General features: G+C 46.7%; 16 protein-coding genes. 4 read left to right on the forward strand and 12 right to left on the reverse strand.

The window, feature by feature from the left end; translation table 11 throughout:
* Positions 1 to 6: 6 nt before the first annotated feature.
* The 7 genes from MHI37_RS22910 to MHI37_RS22940 form a co-directional block, all read right to left on the reverse strand.
* A complete protein-coding gene (locus MHI37_RS22910; RefSeq protein ID WP_076339487.1) occupies positions 7 to 1,314 on the reverse strand; it encodes an ABC transporter substrate-binding protein in 1,308 nt (435 codons plus the stop codon).
* A 34-nt stretch (positions 1,315 to 1,348) separates the two neighbouring features.
* Positions 1,349 to 3,022 carry a family 43 glycosylhydrolase gene (locus tag MHI37_RS22915; protein ID WP_256710695.1) on the reverse strand — a complete coding sequence of 558 codons (1,674 nt, stop codon included), beginning with the start codon at positions 3,020 to 3,022 and terminating at the stop codon, positions 1,349 to 1,351.
* A gap of 168 nt (positions 3,023 to 3,190) precedes the next feature.
* A complete protein-coding gene (locus MHI37_RS22920) occupies positions 3,191 to 4,024 on the reverse strand; it encodes a carbohydrate ABC transporter permease (protein WP_076339485.1) in 834 nt (277 codons plus the stop codon).
* Positions 4,025 to 4,921, reverse strand: coding sequence for a sugar ABC transporter permease (locus MHI37_RS22925; protein ID WP_144023797.1), 897 nt, complete (start codon positions 4,919 to 4,921; stop codon positions 4,025 to 4,027).
* 114 nt (positions 4,922 to 5,035) lie between these two features.
* Positions 5,036 to 6,322 (reverse strand): ABC transporter substrate-binding protein, encoded by a 1,287-nt coding sequence (locus MHI37_RS22930; RefSeq protein ID WP_076339483.1) that lies wholly within the window; start codon positions 6,320 to 6,322, stop codon positions 5,036 to 5,038.
* Positions 6,323 to 6,517: 195 nt separating this feature from the next.
* Positions 6,518 to 7,189, reverse strand: a complete 672-nt coding sequence (locus tag MHI37_RS22935; protein WP_076339482.1) for a hypothetical protein — start codon at positions 7,187 to 7,189, stop codon at positions 6,518 to 6,520.
* 104 nt (positions 7,190 to 7,293) lie between these two features.
* Positions 7,294 to 8,538 carry an MFS transporter gene (locus MHI37_RS22940; protein ID WP_076339481.1) on the reverse strand — a complete coding sequence of 415 codons (1,245 nt, stop codon included), beginning with the start codon at positions 8,536 to 8,538 and terminating at the stop codon, positions 7,294 to 7,296.
* A gap of 257 nt (positions 8,539 to 8,795) precedes the next feature.
* On the opposite strand from MHI37_RS22940, the gene MHI37_RS22945 reads away from it, so the two are divergent.
* Positions 8,796 to 9,686, forward strand: a complete 891-nt coding sequence (locus MHI37_RS22945) for an ROK family protein (protein ID WP_076339480.1) — start codon at positions 8,796 to 8,798, stop codon at positions 9,684 to 9,686.
* Positions 9,687 to 9,735: 49 nt separating this feature from the next.
* Here MHI37_RS22945 and MHI37_RS22950 read toward each other — a convergent pair whose 3' ends face one another.
* The 3 genes from MHI37_RS22950 to rbsK all read right to left on the reverse strand — a co-directional run bounded on the left by MHI37_RS22950 (position 9,736) and on the right by rbsK (position 12,043).
* Positions 9,736 to 10,305, reverse strand: coding sequence for a TetR/AcrR family transcriptional regulator (locus tag MHI37_RS22950; RefSeq protein ID WP_076339479.1), 570 nt, complete (start codon positions 10,303 to 10,305; stop codon positions 9,736 to 9,738).
* Positions 10,305 to 11,036 carry an MBL fold metallo-hydrolase gene (locus tag MHI37_RS22955; RefSeq protein ID WP_076339478.1) on the reverse strand — a complete coding sequence of 244 codons (732 nt, stop codon included), beginning with the start codon at positions 11,034 to 11,036 and terminating at the stop codon, positions 10,305 to 10,307. Before MHI37_RS22955 ends, MHI37_RS22950 begins: the two co-directional genes overlap by 1 nt.
* A gap of 83 nt (positions 11,037 to 11,119) precedes the next feature.
* Positions 11,120 to 12,043: a ribokinase gene (rbsK, locus tag MHI37_RS22960; protein WP_076339477.1), complete on the reverse strand. Its 924-nt coding sequence runs from the start codon at positions 12,041 to 12,043 to the stop codon at positions 11,120 to 11,122.
* Between the two features lie 85 nt (positions 12,044 to 12,128).
* On the opposite strand from rbsK, the gene MHI37_RS22965 reads away from it, so the two are divergent.
* Positions 12,129 to 12,671 (forward strand): hypothetical protein, encoded by a 543-nt coding sequence (locus MHI37_RS22965; RefSeq protein ID WP_076339476.1) that lies wholly within the window; start codon positions 12,129 to 12,131, stop codon positions 12,669 to 12,671.
* A 20-nt stretch (positions 12,672 to 12,691) separates the two neighbouring features.
* Here the strand turns inward: MHI37_RS22965 and MHI37_RS22970 are convergent, their stop codons facing one another.
* On the reverse strand, positions 12,692 to 13,972 hold the full coding sequence (locus tag MHI37_RS22970) for an adenylosuccinate synthase (RefSeq protein ID WP_076339475.1): 1,281 nt from the start codon (positions 13,970 to 13,972) through the stop codon (positions 12,692 to 12,694).
* 110 nt (positions 13,973 to 14,082) lie between these two features.
* Between MHI37_RS22970 and MHI37_RS22975 the strand changes: the two genes are divergently transcribed.
* Complete coding sequence (locus MHI37_RS22975) at positions 14,083 to 14,961, forward strand: LysR family transcriptional regulator (RefSeq protein ID WP_076339474.1); 879 nt, start codon at positions 14,083 to 14,085, stop codon at positions 14,959 to 14,961.
* Between the two features lie 21 nt (positions 14,962 to 14,982).
* Here MHI37_RS22975 and MHI37_RS22980 read toward each other — a convergent pair whose 3' ends face one another.
* Entirely contained in the window at positions 14,983 to 15,762 is a 780-nt protein-coding gene (locus MHI37_RS22980; protein ID WP_076339473.1) for a YheC/YheD family protein, read from the reverse strand.
* 190 nt (positions 15,763 to 15,952) lie between these two features.
* On the opposite strand from MHI37_RS22980, the gene MHI37_RS22985 reads away from it, so the two are divergent.
* Positions 15,953 to 17,248: a glycosyltransferase family 39 protein gene (locus tag MHI37_RS22985; RefSeq protein WP_076339472.1), complete on the forward strand. Its 1,296-nt coding sequence runs from the start codon at positions 15,953 to 15,955 to the stop codon at positions 17,246 to 17,248.
* The last annotated feature ends 488 nt before the right edge of the window (positions 17,249 to 17,736 follow it).

The following is a 17,736-nucleotide window of genomic DNA, read 5'->3' on the forward strand; positions in this document are numbered from 1 at the left end:
TAGCCCTTACTTCCGCAGCTCGATATTAACCCGCTTCACAGCAGCCTCCAGCGTTTGCTCAGGCGTTTGCTGAGAGTAATTCATCTTTTCAAATTCTTGTATAAGTATTTCCACGATCGACCACTGTCTCACATGACGCGGCCAATACGCTACATAATTAGCAGTAGCCGCATAGTCGCTTCGGTAATTCAAGCTGTTAAACGGCTCACTAGCTACAACCTTAGTCACGCTCGGCACATGTCCTGCTTCCGCCCACATCGCACCATGCTCCACACACCATTTCGCAAAGATAAGCGCCGCACGTTTTTTCTCGTCTGTCATCCCATGCTTTTTCGGTATCGCAAGCGTGTGTGAATCGCCCCAAACCGCAGGATGATCGTATAAAACAGGCATCGGAATCACACCGAAGTCTAAGGAGTCCGCCTTCTCGAAAGCACCTGTTCCCCACATGCCGGTTATAAGCACCGCAGCATCGCCATCATAAAACAGTTTAAAGGAATCGTTAATATCCGGTGGTATGAGCTTCGCTTTGTATAAGCCATCTACATAAGTTAACGCTTGCAAAGCTTGCGGATTGTTAAAAACCGCATTATTCACTTCCTCATTATAAAATGCTCCGCCACCTTGCAGCTGATTGTATAGACTCCACCAAAGCCACACAGAGTCAATCCGCGTACTTGGCTGAGCCATAGGAGCTACGCCAGGCGGAATAGATGTCTTCAGCTTCTGGAGGAATGCGGTGAACCCATCGGTGCTTTTGGCAATGATGGGTTTACTGCGTTCATCTAATAAGCCAGCTTCTCTTAAATAGGTTTTATTGTAATAGAGGACAAGGGCGTGCGTATCAAGCGGCACAGCATACGGCTGACCATCATATACAGTAGATTCTAGTATGTTTTTATTGAAGCCCGTCCAGTCCAGCCCAATTTGCTTCGCCGATTCAGACAGCTGCTCAATATAGCCATTCTGAACGAACTGCGGCAAGCTCGTTTGATGCAAAATAGCAAGATCCGGAGCGCTGCCAGACATAATAGCCGTCCGTAATCTAGAATAGTAGTCATCTAAACGAGAATTGACCTGTACAACCTTGATACCTGGATTTTCTGCATTGAAACGGTCAACCATTTCCGTCATAAACTGATTGTCGCCACCGCTAAATGGGGTCCAATATTCAAGACGAACGACGGTTTGCTTCTTCTCTTGCTCCGTTTGAGCTACGTTATTCTTATCCTCTGCTGAGGAGCAGCTAACCATTGCAGCAAGTATGAGGCCAATTAATGCCAATAGCATGCTCCGCTTTACTTTAGTCATCATAATGGCCTCCATTGCGTTTGAATATTTGATCAGATTATTTGATTTCCGAAATAATGTCTATGCAATCCAGTTCAATTGCCCCTGAAGCATTGCCGAATAACAATGAGTTTGGGCCAGCATTCAGCTTAACATTTAATAATACCTCTGCCAAATGACCACGTTCACCTGCTGGAACAGTCAGCTTCTGAGCGCGTTCCCCATTAACGGATAGCTCAAGCGGCACATCGCTGCCTGCAATATTGGCTGCTTTTATGCGCACGGTATAGGTTCCCTTGTTAGGCACCTTCACATAATCGAATCGAATGGCTTCCTTCACCCCTTGTTCAATAACGACAGAGCGGCCATTTGAACGTTCAGGGTTGTCCCTGAGCTCGCTATCCAAAGAAAATTGCGCATATTCAGCCTCAAAACGCGGAACCTCAATGGCCAGTATATGCTTGGCTGCCTGATGCCCCATAATACCAACCTTATTATGGCCTTCCTTCACAGTAATTACGGCATAAGCATAACCGAGCTCGTTTGGCTTAGTAGCTGGAAGTATCATTTCTGATTGTGCTTCACCATTCACAGTGATCTGTACACGAAGTTCTTCACCTTCTTCATTGCTATATTGCAGCAGAAGAGGAACATCTGTGTCCAAGGCCGATGGGATGCCGCTAAAGATGATATTGTCCTCTCCCTCGACCAGAGCATGCTCTGCTTGGAAAAATCCTGAACCCGCTGGCACTTCAATCGCTGTGTTTAGCGACAACGGACTGCCAAAGATCGGCATGCCATCAGCATTCCATTCTATCCGTCCTGCACGTGCCTTACGATTGTTCCAGCCATCGCTCTGGCCGCTCGTTGCATGGTAAACAATGAAGTCCTCTTCTCCGTCAGGTGAAGATGCAAAAGTATTATGGCCAGGCCCATAAACCTCGGCATCGCTGTCCATTTTCATAAGCGGCTCTGCGGCTTTCGTCCATTTGGAGGCATCAAGCGGATCAGCGCCAGCCGCTAGTGTGAGCAGACCTATGCTATAGAACGGCGTCCAGCTTCCTGCTCCAGAATAGGCAATAAATATACGATCATCCTTTTTCAAAATGGCTTGCCCTTCATTAATATACGGAGGACCGCCGGCTTTTTCCCATTCCAGATCCGGCTTGCTAAGCAGCACTCTTGGTCCGCTGATCGTATACGGATTGCTCATTGGCGCGATGTACGTATTCTGTTCTACATTTATATCGCCTTCCCAGCCAGACCACACGAAATACAGCTGGTTCTCATGCTCAAGCGCAAGACCGTCAATCGCCCATTTGTTCGTCGCATCCGTCACTTGTCCCTTAAAGGAATAGCTGCCCATTGGATCATTTGTTTCGGCTTCAAGCGCATACATGCGATGATTCTCATTGGCTCCGTCATCTGCTGCAAAATAAATATAAAACTTGCCCTGTAAATACTGAATTTCCGGTGCCCACAAATTTGCCGAATACATCGTATCGACAGGCGGGTACCATACTACCCTGCGCTCAGCTCCATTGAAGTCCAGCGTTCTTGATTTCATGATCATAATATCCGTTCCATTATGCGTAAAAGTCATATAATAATAGCCATCGTGATAGGCGATGCTCGGATCTGGCGTATCGATTGGCGCCAACGTATTTTTAAATGTTCCGCCATGCCCATTATATGCTTTAGCTGTCTCTGAGTCATGATTGGTTTTTCCCATTATCCAAACCCCCATCAAACTAATGATTATGCATGCTGCAACAATAATAAAAAGATTTAATATCCGCTTATTTTTTTGGCTCATATGATTTTCCCTCGCTTACATTCGCTAATGTGCAGAAAGAGACCCTATGAGGTCTCTCTCTCTGCCTTATGGATAAAATTGCTGTTATTTCACAGCCGTTTGCGTAATAGCTTTCACGAACGCGCGTTGTCCAACTATAAAAACAATGAGAACTGGGAGTGCCGCAATCGTCGTCATCGCCATTAGCTTGCCGTAGCTTTGTGTATAGCTGCCAGTTGCCATCATTGCTATACCGGCCGTAATCGTTCGCATTTCCGGTGAAGTCGTCGCATAAAGGGGCCATACAAAGTCATTGTAAATCCCCATAAATGTGAAGATTCCCAGTGTAACCATAATTGAAACAGCGGATGGCAAAAGGATGCGAGCATAGATTTGCCACTTATTTGCACCGTCAATACGAGCAGCCTCTTCGATTTCCTTCGGAAAGGCGGAGAAAAACTGATAGAGCAGAAAAACACCGAATGCTCCAGCTGTTGCCGGCAAAATAAGCGCAGGATAGGTGTTAATTAAATTCAGTGCATTAAACTCCATATACATAGGCAGGAAGGTTAGTACGCCAGGAATCATGAGCGATGCAATGAACATAGACAACATAATTCTGCGAAGCGGTAAATCTGGAAGTCTTGCCAGCGCGAAAGCAGCCATCGAATCAATGATAAGAACGATAGCTGTACCGATCAATCCAACGAATAACGAGTTCATAATCCAGCGAAGGATCGGAACGTTCATAAATTCACCGTTAATGCCCTGTACAAAATTATCGACTGTCGGTTTAAGCGGGAAAAAGTTCATTTTGCCAGACAAGGCCTCAAAATCATTTTTAAATGCAGTTGAAACCATCCAAATGAGCGGCAGCAGGAAAAATATCGCAACGATAACGGCCAGCACAACGAGCCAAAGCTTTCTCGTTTTTACCATCTATACCTCTCCCTTTCTGCCACTCGTAAGCTTGAACTGTACGACCGAAATGATAATGATGAGCAGCGCCATAACGATCGCCATGGCCGAGGCTGAACCGACCTCTTTGCGGGCGAAGGCTTGATCCAGTACGTTAATAAGAAGAACCCTTGTTGTATCACCAGGTCCACCGCGTGTTAGCAAGTAAGGCTGCGCATAGATATTAAAGGAAGCAATCGTCGATGTAATCATGACAAACAGCATAACTGGACGTATCGACGGCAGCGTAATTTTCGTAAATTTGTCCCAAGCACTCGCTCCATCTATCGAAGCGGCCTCATAGAAGTCCTCAGGCACTTCATTCAAAGCATTAATAAAAATAATCATATTAAATCCGATGGTCCACCATAATGTGGTCATAATGAGTGAAACCCACACCCACGGAGTGTCCGTTAGCCATGGAATACCAGTAATGCCGAGCTTCGCCAGCATGCTGTTCAAAAATCCAGCATTGGTGTCGAACATCATCAGCCAAATGACAGCCATAACCGAAGCCGACAAGGCATAGGGAAGGAAGTAAAAGGTGCGGAATAGACCGCGAATTTTGGATGGCAGTGCATTGATCAGCATAGCAAGCGATAGACCTACAATAATTAAAAGCGGAACGGAGAACAGAACAAATTGTGCCGTTACCCATAAGCCTCTGAAGAAAATATCACTGATATACGTTCCAGGCGTAAAGATTTTGATATAGTTGGCCAGTCCAACAAACTCATGATCCTTCGATAAAAGCTCAAAATTATGGAGGCTGAGATATACGCCATACAAAATCGGAAACAAAAGAAATATGCCAAACGCAGCTAAGTAAGGCACTACGAACAAAAAGGATGTCATGCGTGACGTGAAATTGGTCTTCAACCGGAGCCCTCCTGACGCTTTACGTATTTTCAACATCAAGCAAGCGTAACCGGGAAGATGGGAATGGCCTCTGCTATTCCCACCTTCCTCGTTACTTGATTATGATTGCTTCATTTATTTTTTAAGTGCTTGCTGCGATTTTGCTACTGCATCATCCATTGCTTTTTGTGCATCCTTTTTACCTAACAACGCATTGTTAAGCTCGCCCCAAATGGGCTCGGAGATAGTTCCCCAGTTCAATACGTTTGGCGCGAATTGCACATAAGAAAATGCGGATGCCACACTGTTTTGGAACTCAAGCGCTTTGAATGCGTCGCTTTCGATCATCGGCTTCGATGCCAGCGCTTGGCCCGACTCCGCCCAGTCCATCGAATTCGTTGATACATATTTCAAGAAATCGCCGATACCAGCCGTAATTTTCTCATCCGTTACGCTTTGTGGAACGACAAAGCCGTGAGAGCCTGCGAATACCGCATGCTTCGCCTTGCCGATTTGCGGAACTGGAGCAACACCATAATTCAAGCCTGCTTCGTCAAATTGTGATTTCATCCAAGGACCGTTAAATTGAATAGCGTTTTTACCTTGAAGGAACAATGTGTTTTCCCCGTCCTGTTGAACATTTCCAGGAGAAATGCCGCTATCTACCATCCCGCGCAGCCATTGCACCATCTCAACAGCCTCTGGAGAGTTGTAGGCAACATCCGTACCGTTCCATAGCTCACCGCCATTTTGCCATACTAGTGTTGGGAAGATGAATTGCTGCGGCCATGTTGTTGGAACTGTGTAGCCGTAAACGCCGCTGCTCTTATCCGTCAGCTTCTGCACTGCGTCATCAAATTCTGCCCGGTTAGTCGGAGCTGCTGCTATGCCCGCTTTCTCAAACAAATCTTTGTTGTAGTACATAACGAGCGGATGAATATCTAGCGGAATGGAGTACCATTTGCCATCAATCGTGGAATAATTAACTGCCGCGTCAGCGAAATCAGCTTTATTGATGCCTGCGACGGAAGCCATATCATCAATCGGCTGCAATTGATCCTTGCTGGCATAAGTAGGTACTTGGTCAACGTGCATGATCATAAGATCCGGACTTTCTTTGCCGGTGCTCAGTGCAACGTCCAATTGCTTGTAATATTCTCCGTTCGGCTGAATGATGAAATTCACTTTATATTGATCCTGCGAGCCGTTATATTTGTCTACGATCTTTTTCATGAAGGGACCGTCAGAGCCGGAGAACGGCGACCAGAACAAGATGTCTGTCTTTTTGCCGGTGGTTGCGCCTTTGCCTCCATTAGCCTCCTTACTCCCGCCATTGTTGTTGCCGCCACAGCCAGCTGTAATTAAAGCAACAATTGATACCATCAGAAGCAGCATTGAGAACTTATTGCGTACTTTACTCATTTTTTTATCCCCCTAAAAATGATGTTGGATAGACGCTTTGTCTTCCGTAATTTCATCATATACGGAGGGGCTTGCTAAACACATGCCGCATTTATAGATGTTATGGACATATTTTTGGATCGCACAATAACACAAACAAACAAAAAAAGGATGTCTTAGAAGGCATTAAGCCTCTCCAAGACATCCTTTTTTCATTTATTTGTCTGCGGTCTGCTGCTGTGGCTGTCTGCCTCCTCCGCCTCCGCCGAAGCCACCCGTCGTGATCGTAATCGACTCCGCTTGCTGGGTACCGTCCACCAGCATCACAGATAAGATATCATCTGTCTTTAAATCCGCAAGCGCAATGGCTTTCTCTACCATTTGCTCGTTTTCAAACGTCATCGTAACGATCTTTGTCGTATCCGTTACTTCAATGTCTACCGTTTCGTCTGTGAACATCGATTCCATGTTCATGCGACCGCCGCCTTGAGGTGCTGTGCCATCGCCTTCTGTTGCTGTACCGTCACCTGCTGGTACTTCTGGACGTTCCGGACGCTCACCATCTGCGGACGGCTCTCCGCCCTCCGGCATTTGCTGGCCATCGCCGCTTGGAGGCATACCGCCGCCTTGTCCCATCGCAGACTTGTAAAGGGTAATCGTTTGCCCATCAATCGACTTCACTTTCCCCATGAGATCGGCTTGCGCGCCCATCATGCCCATGCCGCGGCCAGCACCATTCGACTGCGTTGTGCCAGCTCCTCCATTTTGCTCAGCGGTCCCTTGCGTACCCGTTTGCCCCTCGGCAGTTGTCTGCTCCTCCTGTACTCCACAGCCTGCCAAAGCAGCAGCAATAACAACCACACTAAGCATGACTTTCCATTTGTTCATATCATTCATCTCCTAGGAATATATCTCAAATTATTTAGGTGTAAAATAATTCTAGCATCCTATTATGAACGAGAGATGAACGAAAACTGAAAGCTCGCTGAATACTACGATTTATGTAATCCTCGCCTCCAATTACCCGATAGAAACAGTAATGTCCCGATCCACCCGCAGATGGACGCAATGATTAGCAATAATGGTATAGACACGCTGCTCGCCAGCGATGAGCCAATAATTGGGCCAAGACTGCCGCGAATACCGAACAGCATCAGATGCAATCCAAAAACCATCGCCTCCCGCCCCGGCGCTAACCGAAAAACAAAAGCCAAAATGCCGATATCCCAAATCGCATCTCCGATTCCTTGTAGCGCATTTCCCGTAATAACCGCAGCATAGCCTCCCCATAAACCATAAATCATCGGCACGATGGCATAGGCGGCGATTCCGAAAAGCAATGTATATTTAATATCAATCCGATCAATCATCCAACCCGCGATCCAGAAGGTGAGCAGCAGCGCTGTAAAATAAGCAACACGTGCATAACCGATCTGTAAATTGGACAGCTCAAGCACATCAACCTGAATAATTTGATACAACGGAATTGCAAGCATATTGCCGAAGCCTGATAATGTAGTAGCCGCTAGAAAAACGGCAAGCGTCTTATTTCCTCTCACAAGCTTCCACTGCTCCTGCAATGGAAAGCGGCTAGTCTTTTTCAGAAGAGAAGGCTTTGCTGCTGCTTGCTGAGCAGGCAGCTTCAGCGTGCTGAATAATCCAATTGAAATAAAGCCTGCTATGGAAGCTGCGATAAGTGGCCCCGACGGGCCGAAGGCATCCGACCAGCTGCCAACAAAATAAGCGAGCGGAATCATAATAATGCCCATGGCGACTCGAACATACCCCATTAATCTTCCACGCAAATCGGATGGATACATACGTGATACCAAAGCCGCATACGCCGGTGCTTGTATACCCATTAGCAATTGAAATAGAATAGCTGTCGCAACATAGACCGATGGATAAGCAAAAAATGCAGGCAGCAGCAGCAGCAATCTTCCGATTGCATTCGGTAGAATGACGAATGGCTTGGGATTGTTTACTTTCTCGATCCAGCTAGCCCAAAACGGAGAAAATAATAAGCCCACTGCAGGTGCAGCCGATAATAGGCCCACTTGAAAATGACTTGCTCCCTGCTGAAGCGCAAATGCGATATAAAACTGATTGATTACGACATTAAATAGGCTGAACAAACACGAGGCACCCAAATCAATACGGGCATTTCTCCATACATTTGCGGTCATCGGCATCCCGAGTTTCATCATTTGCGAGCTTGCTTTGGCTTCGGATTCCATTGGATTAGCTACCTTCTTCTCTGTGTTGATTGCAAACGACCATAGGACCCCTTGCGCCGCAAAGGATTCTCTCTCTTGCACTTCATTCGATTGGATATTACTATAGTCTCCTCTTTTTGTACAGTAGAAATTAAGGGGGGCATTTCATCGTTTACCGCAACGACAATTGCGCTTAAATGTTCCTAATCTTCCGTGAGTATGTTAGACTTTTTCTTAGCGCAATATAGCTATCTTTTTATATTACTGGAGGGTATTACGTGAGCATAGCAGTAGGTATTGACATTGGCGGAACAAAAATAGCATTTGGCTTCGTGGACGAGCAAGGAGGCGTTATTGCAAAAGGCTCATTAAAAACCGATCTTACGGTTGAGCCCGCCGTTATGATTGCACGTGTGGGGGATGCTGTTAAAGAGCTTGCAGAGCAAAGCGGACTATCGCTTGCTTCGTTAAAGGGAGTAGGCGTTGGTGCGCCGGGACCACTCAATACACAGAAAGGCGAGCTGACTTGCCCGCCTAATCTGAAGAGCTGGTGGGGCTTCCCTGTCGTGGAAGCGCTCAAAGCCCATCTGCCTCTGCCTATTAAAATGGAGAATGATGCAACCGCTGCCGCGCTCGCCGAGAAATGGATTGGAGCCGCTCAAGATTCCGAGCACTTTATTTTCATTACGATCAGCACAGGGATTGGTGCCGGCATCTTCATGCACGGCAAGCTGCTAACCGGTTCAACAGGCAACGCTGGAGATGCAGGCTTTATGATTATGGATGAGGCCGGCACACCTTGGGAGGTTGTCGCCTCAGGCACTGCGGTCGCCCGTCAAGCGACGGAGCTGCTGGGAAGAGAGGTTTCCTCTAAAGAAGCGTTTGAGCTGGCAGAGCAAGGAGATTCCCAAATGACAGAGCTTGTAAATCGTGTATTTACTACGATAGGCATGGGCTGTGTATCGCTGATTAACATATTGGACCCAAACAAAATCGTCATCGGCGGCGGTGTATCGCAGGTCGGCGATTCGCTTTTCTCAGCAGTAAGAGATTACGTATCCAAGCATGCCCTTAATCCTTCTGGCAGACAAACCGCTATCGTCCCCGCACAGCTTCAGCAGGATGCAGGACTAATCGGAGCTGCCGCTTTGATTCAACAGCCATATTAAATGATATGAAGACTGCCGCTGCCGCTTAAGGAGGCTGCAGTCTTCTTGTTTATTGCGGATGGAAGCGAAGTCCATTGATATAGGTTTGTACGATGATTTTAATACTGTCATTTGGGGACTGCGACATCCCAAAACCGCCTTTCTGCTCGATCGAGGCGAAGCCGTGCAATAAGCTGCGAAAGCCTCGAACAATATGAATGGAAGTATCATAGTCCAGCTTGTAATGACTTAACATGTTTATGAGCATCTCTACCAGCTGCTGCGCGCAAGCTACGTATTCTGCATCATCGTCATCCGGAGAGCGCAAAGTAAGCTCATACAAGCCTGGATGCAGCCTCGCAAAAGAAATATAAGCAGAAGCAACCGCATGCATCGCTTCATCGCCAGTGTTATTTTCCAAAACTTCATTCATCATCAAGGTCAGCTTCTTGAGTCCGTATATGGCAAGCTGATTGCGAAGTCCCTTCAGTCCGTTCACATGATTATATAATGAAGGAGACCGTACACCGAGCTTCTGTGCAAGCGAGGCTAGCGTAACGTCCTGTACACCATGCTCATCCGCGATAGCAGCTGCCGCTTCTACGATCACCATCAAATCCAGCCCTCTTCTAGGGGACATTATGCGCTCCCCTTTCTGCTTGCTTTCGCCAAAGAGCGCTCTGCGTCTGCGATTGCTTTACCCAGCGATAATGCTGGCTTCAGCACCATATTGCCGTGCCCTGCTGCAATTGCCGTTGGCTTCAAGGCTCTTAAGCGACGCGCCGATTCCAGACTTGTATGCTTATCCCAGGTTGCCATCGCTGGAAAAGGAAACAGCAGCCTCAGCTGTCCTGATACGGCAACGCCTGCCCTTGTTTGAAAAGCATCGCCTACGATCAGCATATTATTCCTAGTATCCAGAAATGACATCGAGCCTGGCGTATGTCCAGGTGAAGCTACGGCAAGCAAGGAGCCAATAGCATCTCCATCCCGCAGCAGTACATCCGGCCTTGTGCGAACGTTCTTCGGCACACCCCCGCGAATCGGCGTATTAGGCTCACTCGGCTCAAGCGAGCGATCTCCTTGCAGAAGCTTGGCATCTCTGTAGGAAATAAACACCTGTGCCGCAGGAAGCCGCTCCTTCAGACCATCGAGAGCGCCAATGTGATCCTCATGGGCATGTGTCAATACAATTCGATTAATTGGCTTCCCCAGCTGCTGAGCCGCTTGAAGAATAGCTTCCACGTTTCCTGGAAGCGCCGCATCCACGAGCGTTAAGCTGTCCTCCTCCTCAACTAAATAGCAGTTAACCGGAAATATTTTCGGCAAATAGGTCAGCTGTACAATCGTTTTCTCACGTATCATTCGCATTGCAATCGGCCTCCTCGAAATAAAAAAACTAATACCATTAGTTTTATAATAAACTAATGGTATTAGTTTTGGCAATACCAAAATTATTGCTTAGTGTTGCTTCGTAGAAACGCTTCGATTTCAGCCTTATCAGGAATCGAAGACTGAGCACCGGCTTTCGTAACAGCAAGAGCAGCTGCAGCAGAGGCGAACATAAGCGCTTGCTCCGCCGCTAAGCCCTCTGCGCTGGCAGCAGCGTACGCGCCAAAGAACGTATCGCCTGCTGCCGTCGTATCGACAGGGCTGACTTTAAATGCAGGTATTATGGCCGTATTGCCCTGCGCATTTTTATAAATACTGCCTTTCTCACCGAGTGTTACGATGACGCTGCTTGTTCCTTTTGCCAAAATCCACTCTGCTGCTGCCTGAGCTGTTGTCAGATCGTTTAAGGTTAAGCCAGAAACGACTGCAGCCTCGGTCTCGTTAATAATAAGCGTATCGATAAGCGGAAACACAGACTCAGGAATTTCTCTAGCAGGAGCAGGATTATAAAACACCTTTGCCCCGCCTCGGGCGCTAGTCATAACGGATAGCGTCGTCTCCCAAGGAATTTCATTTTGAAGCAGCACCGCATAAACATCCCTCCAATCACCAACGCCTGCTGCTGCATCCTCTGCAGAAAGCTGACCATTGGCCCCTTCGGATAATACAATATTATTTTCACCTTTTTCATTAACGGTAATAATAGCGAAACCTGAACTTCCTTTTTTTCGTAATATTTGATCAGTTGCGATTCCATTATTATGTAAGGCAGAAGTCAGTGTTTCAGCAAAAGGATCTTCACCGACCGCTCCGATCACCTGGCAGCTTGCACCAGCTCTTGCCGCCGCAACCGCTTGATTCGCTCCCTTGCCCCCGGGGAAAAATGAGGTAGCTATACTGGGTATCGTTTCACCTGGCAGCGGGAATTCATTCACATTGCTGACAATATCCATATTTATGCTTCCAACGACGAGCAGCTTTTTCATAGTTCGCGTATTCCCTTCAATATTGAATATTTTTTTGATCAATAAGTGACTTGTCACTATTTTAACAGAAGGAGTAGATCTTCACATGATTACCGCCTTTATTGTCAGCTGCGAAATTGGATTTTGGGTATTTGTGCTTGCCGGCTTAATATGCCGCTATATATTCCGCTTGAAAAAGCTTGGTATACTGCTGCTGTACAGCACCCCATTGATCGATTTGGCGCTAGTTATCGCCACTGTCATTGATTTGCGCGGCGGCGCTATAGCTACCTTCGCCCATAGTTTGGCGGCCGTATACATCGGTGTGTCTATCGCTTATGGACATAGAATGATCAAATGGGCTGATGAACGATTCGCACACCGCTTTGCTGGCGGACCTGCTCCATTTCGCAAGCCTAAATACGGCAAAGAGCATGCAAGATATGAACGGAATGGATGGCTGCATCATCTGCTCGCCTTTGTAATCGGCTCTGCCCTGTTGTACGGCATGATCATAATGGTCGGCGATGAGGCTCGGACTGAAGCATTATGGAGTACTCTTCAGCTTTGGGCGGTTATTCTAGGTATCGATTTTCTAATCAGCTTCAGCTACACCTTGTCGCCGCGTAAGAAGAAACCTCTTGTCTAAGGACAAGAGGTTTCTCTTAGTTATAGCGTCATAAGCTGCTCGCGATTCGGTCCCACCGATACGCTTCCGATCTTCACGCCGATCACTTCCTCCACGAACCGAACATACTGCTGCGCTGCCTCTGGCAGCTGCTCAAAGCTGCGAATTTTCGAAATATCACAACGCCAGCCTGGAAGCCGTTTCAATACCGGCTTAGCTTGATCGAGCTTTGCTGTAACCGGGAAAGACTCCTTTATTAGGCTTCCGTCTATCTCATAGCCTACGCATACAGGGATTTCATCCAAATAACCGAGTACATCCAGGTTGGTGAGTGCAACCTCTGTCGCCCCCTGCAGCATGCAGCCATAACGAGATGCTACAGCATCGAACCAGCCCATTCGCCTTGGCCGTCCAGTTGTCGCACCAAATTCTCCCGCATCTCCACCCAAACGACGAAGCTGATCCGCTTCCTCTCCTGACAGCTCGCTTACAAATGGGCCCGCTCCCACGCAGCTGGAATAAGCTTTCACGACTGCAATAATTCGTGTAATCGCATATGGCGGCAATCCCGCGCCAACCGGCGCAAAGCCTGCCAGCGTAGAGGAAGAAGTGGAATAAGGGTAAATACCATGATCAGGATCACGCAGCGCGCCAAGCTGACCCTCAAGCAGTATCGACTGCCCGTTGCGATACGCTTCATGGAGCAACGAACTCGTATCACAGACGAATGGGCGCAGCTTCTCTGCTTGCTCCAGCAGCTCTGGCAGCAAGTCGATAGCCTTGATCGGCTGGCGGTTATACAATTGCTGCAGCAAAACATTTTTGGCTGCCAAGGATTGCTCAAGTCGGTGCAGCAGACGCTCTTCATCATACAAATCCGCTACTTGAACACCAAGCTTTGCATATTTATCCGCATAAAATGGAGCGATACCCCGCTTCGTGGAACCGAAGCCGTTTGCTCCAAGCCGCTCCTCCTCCAGCTCATCGAACAAACGATGAATAGACAATACCACCTGAGCCCTCTCCGATACGCGAATGGTTGGCTCTGGCACTCCTCTAGCAAGCAGCTCATCCCGCTCTTTCAGCAATACATCAATATCTAATGCTGTCCCCGGACCGATGACATTCGTAATTTCCGGATGAAAAACGCCCGATGGGAGCATATGCAGCGCAAATTTCCCATAGCTGTTTATAATCGTATGTCCAGCATTGCTGCCGCCTTGATAACGAACGACATAAGAGGATTCTGCGGCCAAGGCATCCGTCATCTTCCCCTTGCCCTCATCTCCCCAATTCGCACCTACTATTGCTGTCACCGTCAAACCAATCGCCTCCCAAGCTTGTTTTCACTCTACTATTGTCATTATAATAGCTAGAGAAACATTAAAATAATTGATATTACTAATATCAATCATTAGGTGAGGTAATAGGTATGATCGTTAATATGGAATGGTATCGCGTTTTTTATTGGACGGCTAAGACAGGCAGCTTGTCGCGAGCCGCAGAGAAGCTTTACATTACACAGCCTGCCGTAACTCATACCATTAAGCAATTGGAGGCTAAATTAGGCGGACAGCTATTTTTTCGAATGGCCAAAGGAGTAAAGCTCACGGCAGAAGGGGAGGTTCTCTTCCAATATATCGAGCAAGCCTACAGCTTCATGGAAACCGGTGAGCGGATGCTCGCGGAAATGCACAATCTGCAAAGCGGTGAAATTAGCATCGGTGCCAGCGATACGTTATGCAAGCACTATTTAATGCCTTATTTGGAGCAATTTCATACCGCTTATCCTGACATTCGAATTCGCGTAACGAATCGTACAACACCAGAGACCATTTCACTGCTCAAGGAAGGCAAAATCGACTTTGGCATCGTACATATGCCAGCTGCTGATCGTCTGCTTGATTTTCGAACAAGTATGCCGCTTCAGGATATTCTCGTTGGTGGTCGTGCATACGCAGCGCTCGGCAGCGACGGTATGAAGCTTGAGGCGATTAGCAGCTACCCTTTGCTGCTGCTGGAAAAAGGAGCAAGCACACGCTGTTTTCTTGATGAATATGCCAAGGCCTCCGGCACCATGCTGAGCCCTGAGCTTGAGCTGGGCAGCTTCGATTTGCTTGCGCAATTCGCCAGAAGCGGATTCGGGCTCGCTTTTCTCATTCGCGAATATGTGATTGAGGAGCTGTCCACAGGCGAGCTTATTGAGATTCCGCTCCAGCCTCCTCTACCTTCGCGCAGCATCGGCATTGCTACGCTGCGCGGTGTTCCACTCTCCGCTGCAGCGAAACGGTTTCTTGAGTTGCTTCCTTAATGCAGGAATTTTCAAAGTATATTATTTCGCATCGCGTCTGCCGTAGCTGGCTGCAAAATATTTCATTTTGTTGTAGGCTTCTGGATCAAGCTGCTTAAGCGGATGAAACTGCGGGTGGTTGGAGTTCACCTCAAGCACCCACAGCTGCTGCTCATTATCAAAAGCAAAATCAATGCCTAGCTCTTGCATGCCAGAGCGTCTTCTGCTTAATGTACGTGATATTTGCATAGCAACACCAATAAGCCTTTCCATTCGTCTTGCAGTCTCATCTTCAGATAAACCCTGCTCAAAGCCAAGCTTTTTCATCGAATAAAGGTCTCCGCCTTGATAATAATTCGTAACGATTTTGTTGTGCCCACCTACCTTAACCATAAAGCCTGTAAAGACCCATGAGCCTCTTGGCTTTCGCTGGACCATTGCCCGAATATCGTAGGGACAATCATTTACTTTATCTAAATCTATCGCTTTCTGAATAATAAGCCTTTTTGAACTTACTCTCTTAATATGGCTATACACGTCAAAAACCGTTGCATAATTTCTACTCATTTGTTTTTTTCCAACAATCTCGTAGAGCTCGTAGCCCGAATCCATCCGCTTAAGCTTGAAGATTCCCATACCGAGCGAGCCCACATCTGGCTTCACATAAAGTGTGTCATAGTAATTAAGCATCATTTGCAAATGATTTCGACTAAACGAAACGGTATGCGGCACGTATTGCTTCAGACTCCTATTTGCTGATAGGTACCTGCAGACGCGCAGCTTGCCTCGTATATTACGACTTGCATATCTTTTCTTATACACTGTTCTCTCACCTCGTCATATTTTATGAGAGGAGATACTATAGCAATTGTACGAACGTTTACAAGCATAAAAAAAATTAACCTGTTTATTGGGTAATTCGGAACATTTTCGGTATTTTGTACGTTATACTTGTGCAGGGGCCAATTTTAAAGTTTTATAAATTGAAATACAATCGAGAGGTGTGTCTTTTTTGTTTAATCTTAGTAAAGTATCGAAGCCAATTAAAAGCACTTTGCTCGTTATCATTGTTCTTGTATTCGCGATCAGTGCCGCGTCAGTTCTCATTTATGGTGATCATTTTTTGTTAGGCTCCTATGAGAAATTGAATAATGATGATGTGAAATACGTGAACAGCGCCAAAATTTTATTGAACAAGCATACGCTTGCTTATAACAGCGGCGAGTCTCCATCGTCTTTTATTATGCCTGGGATGCCGTTTGTATTATCTGGGTTAATGCTTATTTTCGGACAAGGCGAAGCCGCTGTTATCGCCTTCCGACTTTTGCAGGTTCTGCTTCAAGCTTTCTCGGTCTATTTGATTTTTGTCATTGCCAATTATATGTTTAATAGCAGAGCTGCACTTATAGCATCGATAGCTACTGCTTTGTATTTGCCAGATTACTTCTCCTCGGGCGCTATTCTGTCTGAGACCATATTCAGGACGATCTTCATTCTGCTGATTTGCTTCAGCTTGCTCGCTTTGAAGAGCAACCAGACAAAACATTATGTGATTGTCGCTGTTTTAGTTGTGCTTGGCTGCTACTTTAAACCACATACGGGGCTTTTTCCGGTTGTATTATTTGTTTTGTGGCTGTTCAATAAAGTTTCCTGGAAAACAATCGTTAAGCATACAGCCGTAATCTCCGTTACGATGATTCTTCTGCTTTGTCCTTGGTGGATACGCAACTACGTGACCTTTGATCAGTTCATTCCCTTCACCAAATCGGCAGGAAATCCTATGCTGCTGGGCGCATTAATTAATAATAATGCTCCTGCAAAGCCATTTTTCGATGCTCATCCAGAATATGTAGGCGCCGATAGAGCCAGTCTATTCGTTGGGTCAGACGACGCAATGGCTGAAACTGCGCAAAAAATTATGAAATATGGCTTCACTTACCAGCCAATGGACTATTTAAATTGGTACACGATCGAGAAGATCAAGGGGCTTTATCTCGGACCTTATTATTGGAGAACAGTGTTCGATATACCTCTTGCACTCGTCTATACTACTCATGTTGTAGCTATGGCAATTGGCAGCATTGGCTTGCTGTTTATGCTCATCAGTGCCATTAGAAAACGTAATATTCCTTACATGCTTTTACTATTTACACTAGCCTATTTCACCGTCATCTATGTTCCATTCGTCGCCTTCTCGCGCTATGGTTACCCGAATCTATTTCTCATTTTCATTGCTGGTGCCTTTTTCGTTGATCGGCTGATCAGCAATTTGAAGCACAATCGGTTAGAAGCGATTGCTAAACCTTAGAGAGTTTCTACCAAACCTTTAAAAGGCTTCTACCAACCTTCAAAGGCTTCTACCAACCTTCAAAGGCTTCTACCAACCTTCAAAGGCTTCTACCAACCTTCAAAGGCTTCTACCAAACCTTTAAAGGCTTCTACCCAAACCTTCAAAGGCGTTTCGAACCCTCCCAAACCCTCCCTTCCAAGGGAGGGCCCCGAGGCGCTGCGCCCTCTGGACACCTGCACGAGGAGTAACGTTGAAGTTAATCAATTGCGCCAAGTGCAACGTTCGCGGTGGATCGCTTTCGTCCCTGCGGGACACGCTTTCAGTTTGTTAATTAGATCCTAGATCTTAGTTACTTTGTGTTTCTTTCTTAGGTTGTTAGGTTGGGCGTGCTCGTTGGATTGTTACGTTCAGGTATAGCTCTACAGAACGGAACTACGCTGCACTTTGTACAACGTAAACGACGTTACTCACCTGACTTCTCTCGTACATTGTAGTTTGTACAATAG

Origin of the sequence: Paenibacillus sp. FSL H8-0548, assembly GCF_038630985.1 — a bacterium.
GTDB lineage: Bacteria > Bacillota > Bacilli > Paenibacillales > Paenibacillaceae > Pristimantibacillus.

Coding starts and splice junctions, on each gene's coding strand:
- MHI37_RS22910 (WP_076339487.1), bottom strand. CDS start 1,314: ATGATGACTAAAGTAAAGCGGAGCATGCTATTGGCATTAATTGGCCTC.
- MHI37_RS22915 (WP_256710695.1), bottom strand. CDS start 3,022: ATGGGAAAAACCAATCATGACTCAGAGACAGCTAAAGCATATAATGGG.
- MHI37_RS22920 (WP_076339485.1), bottom strand. CDS start 4,024: ATGGTAAAAACGAGAAAGCTTTGGCTCGTTGTGCTGGCCGTTATCGTT.
- MHI37_RS22930 (WP_076339483.1), bottom strand. CDS start 6,322: ATGAGTAAAGTACGCAATAAGTTCTCAATGCTGCTTCTGATGGTATCA.
- MHI37_RS22935 (WP_076339482.1), bottom strand. CDS start 7,189: ATGAACAAATGGAAAGTCATGCTTAGTGTGGTTGTTATTGCTGCTGCT.
- MHI37_RS22940 (WP_076339481.1), bottom strand. CDS start 8,538: ATGGAATCCGAAGCCAAAGCAAGCTCGCAAATGATGAAACTCGGGATG.
- MHI37_RS22950 (WP_076339479.1), bottom strand. CDS start 10,305: ATGTCCCCTAGAAGAGGGCTGGATTTGATGGTGATCGTAGAAGCGGCA.
- MHI37_RS22955 (WP_076339478.1), bottom strand. CDS start 11,036: ATGCGAATGATACGTGAGAAAACGATTGTACAGCTGACCTATTTGCCG.
- rbsK (WP_076339477.1), bottom strand. CDS start 12,043: ATGAAAAAGCTGCTCGTCGTTGGAAGCATAAATATGGATATTGTCAGC.
- MHI37_RS22965 (WP_076339476.1), top strand. CDS start 12,129: ATGATTACCGCCTTTATTGTCAGCTGCGAAATTGGATTTTGGGTATTT.
- MHI37_RS22975 (WP_076339474.1), top strand. CDS start 14,083: ATGATCGTTAATATGGAATGGTATCGCGTTTTTTATTGGACGGCTAAG.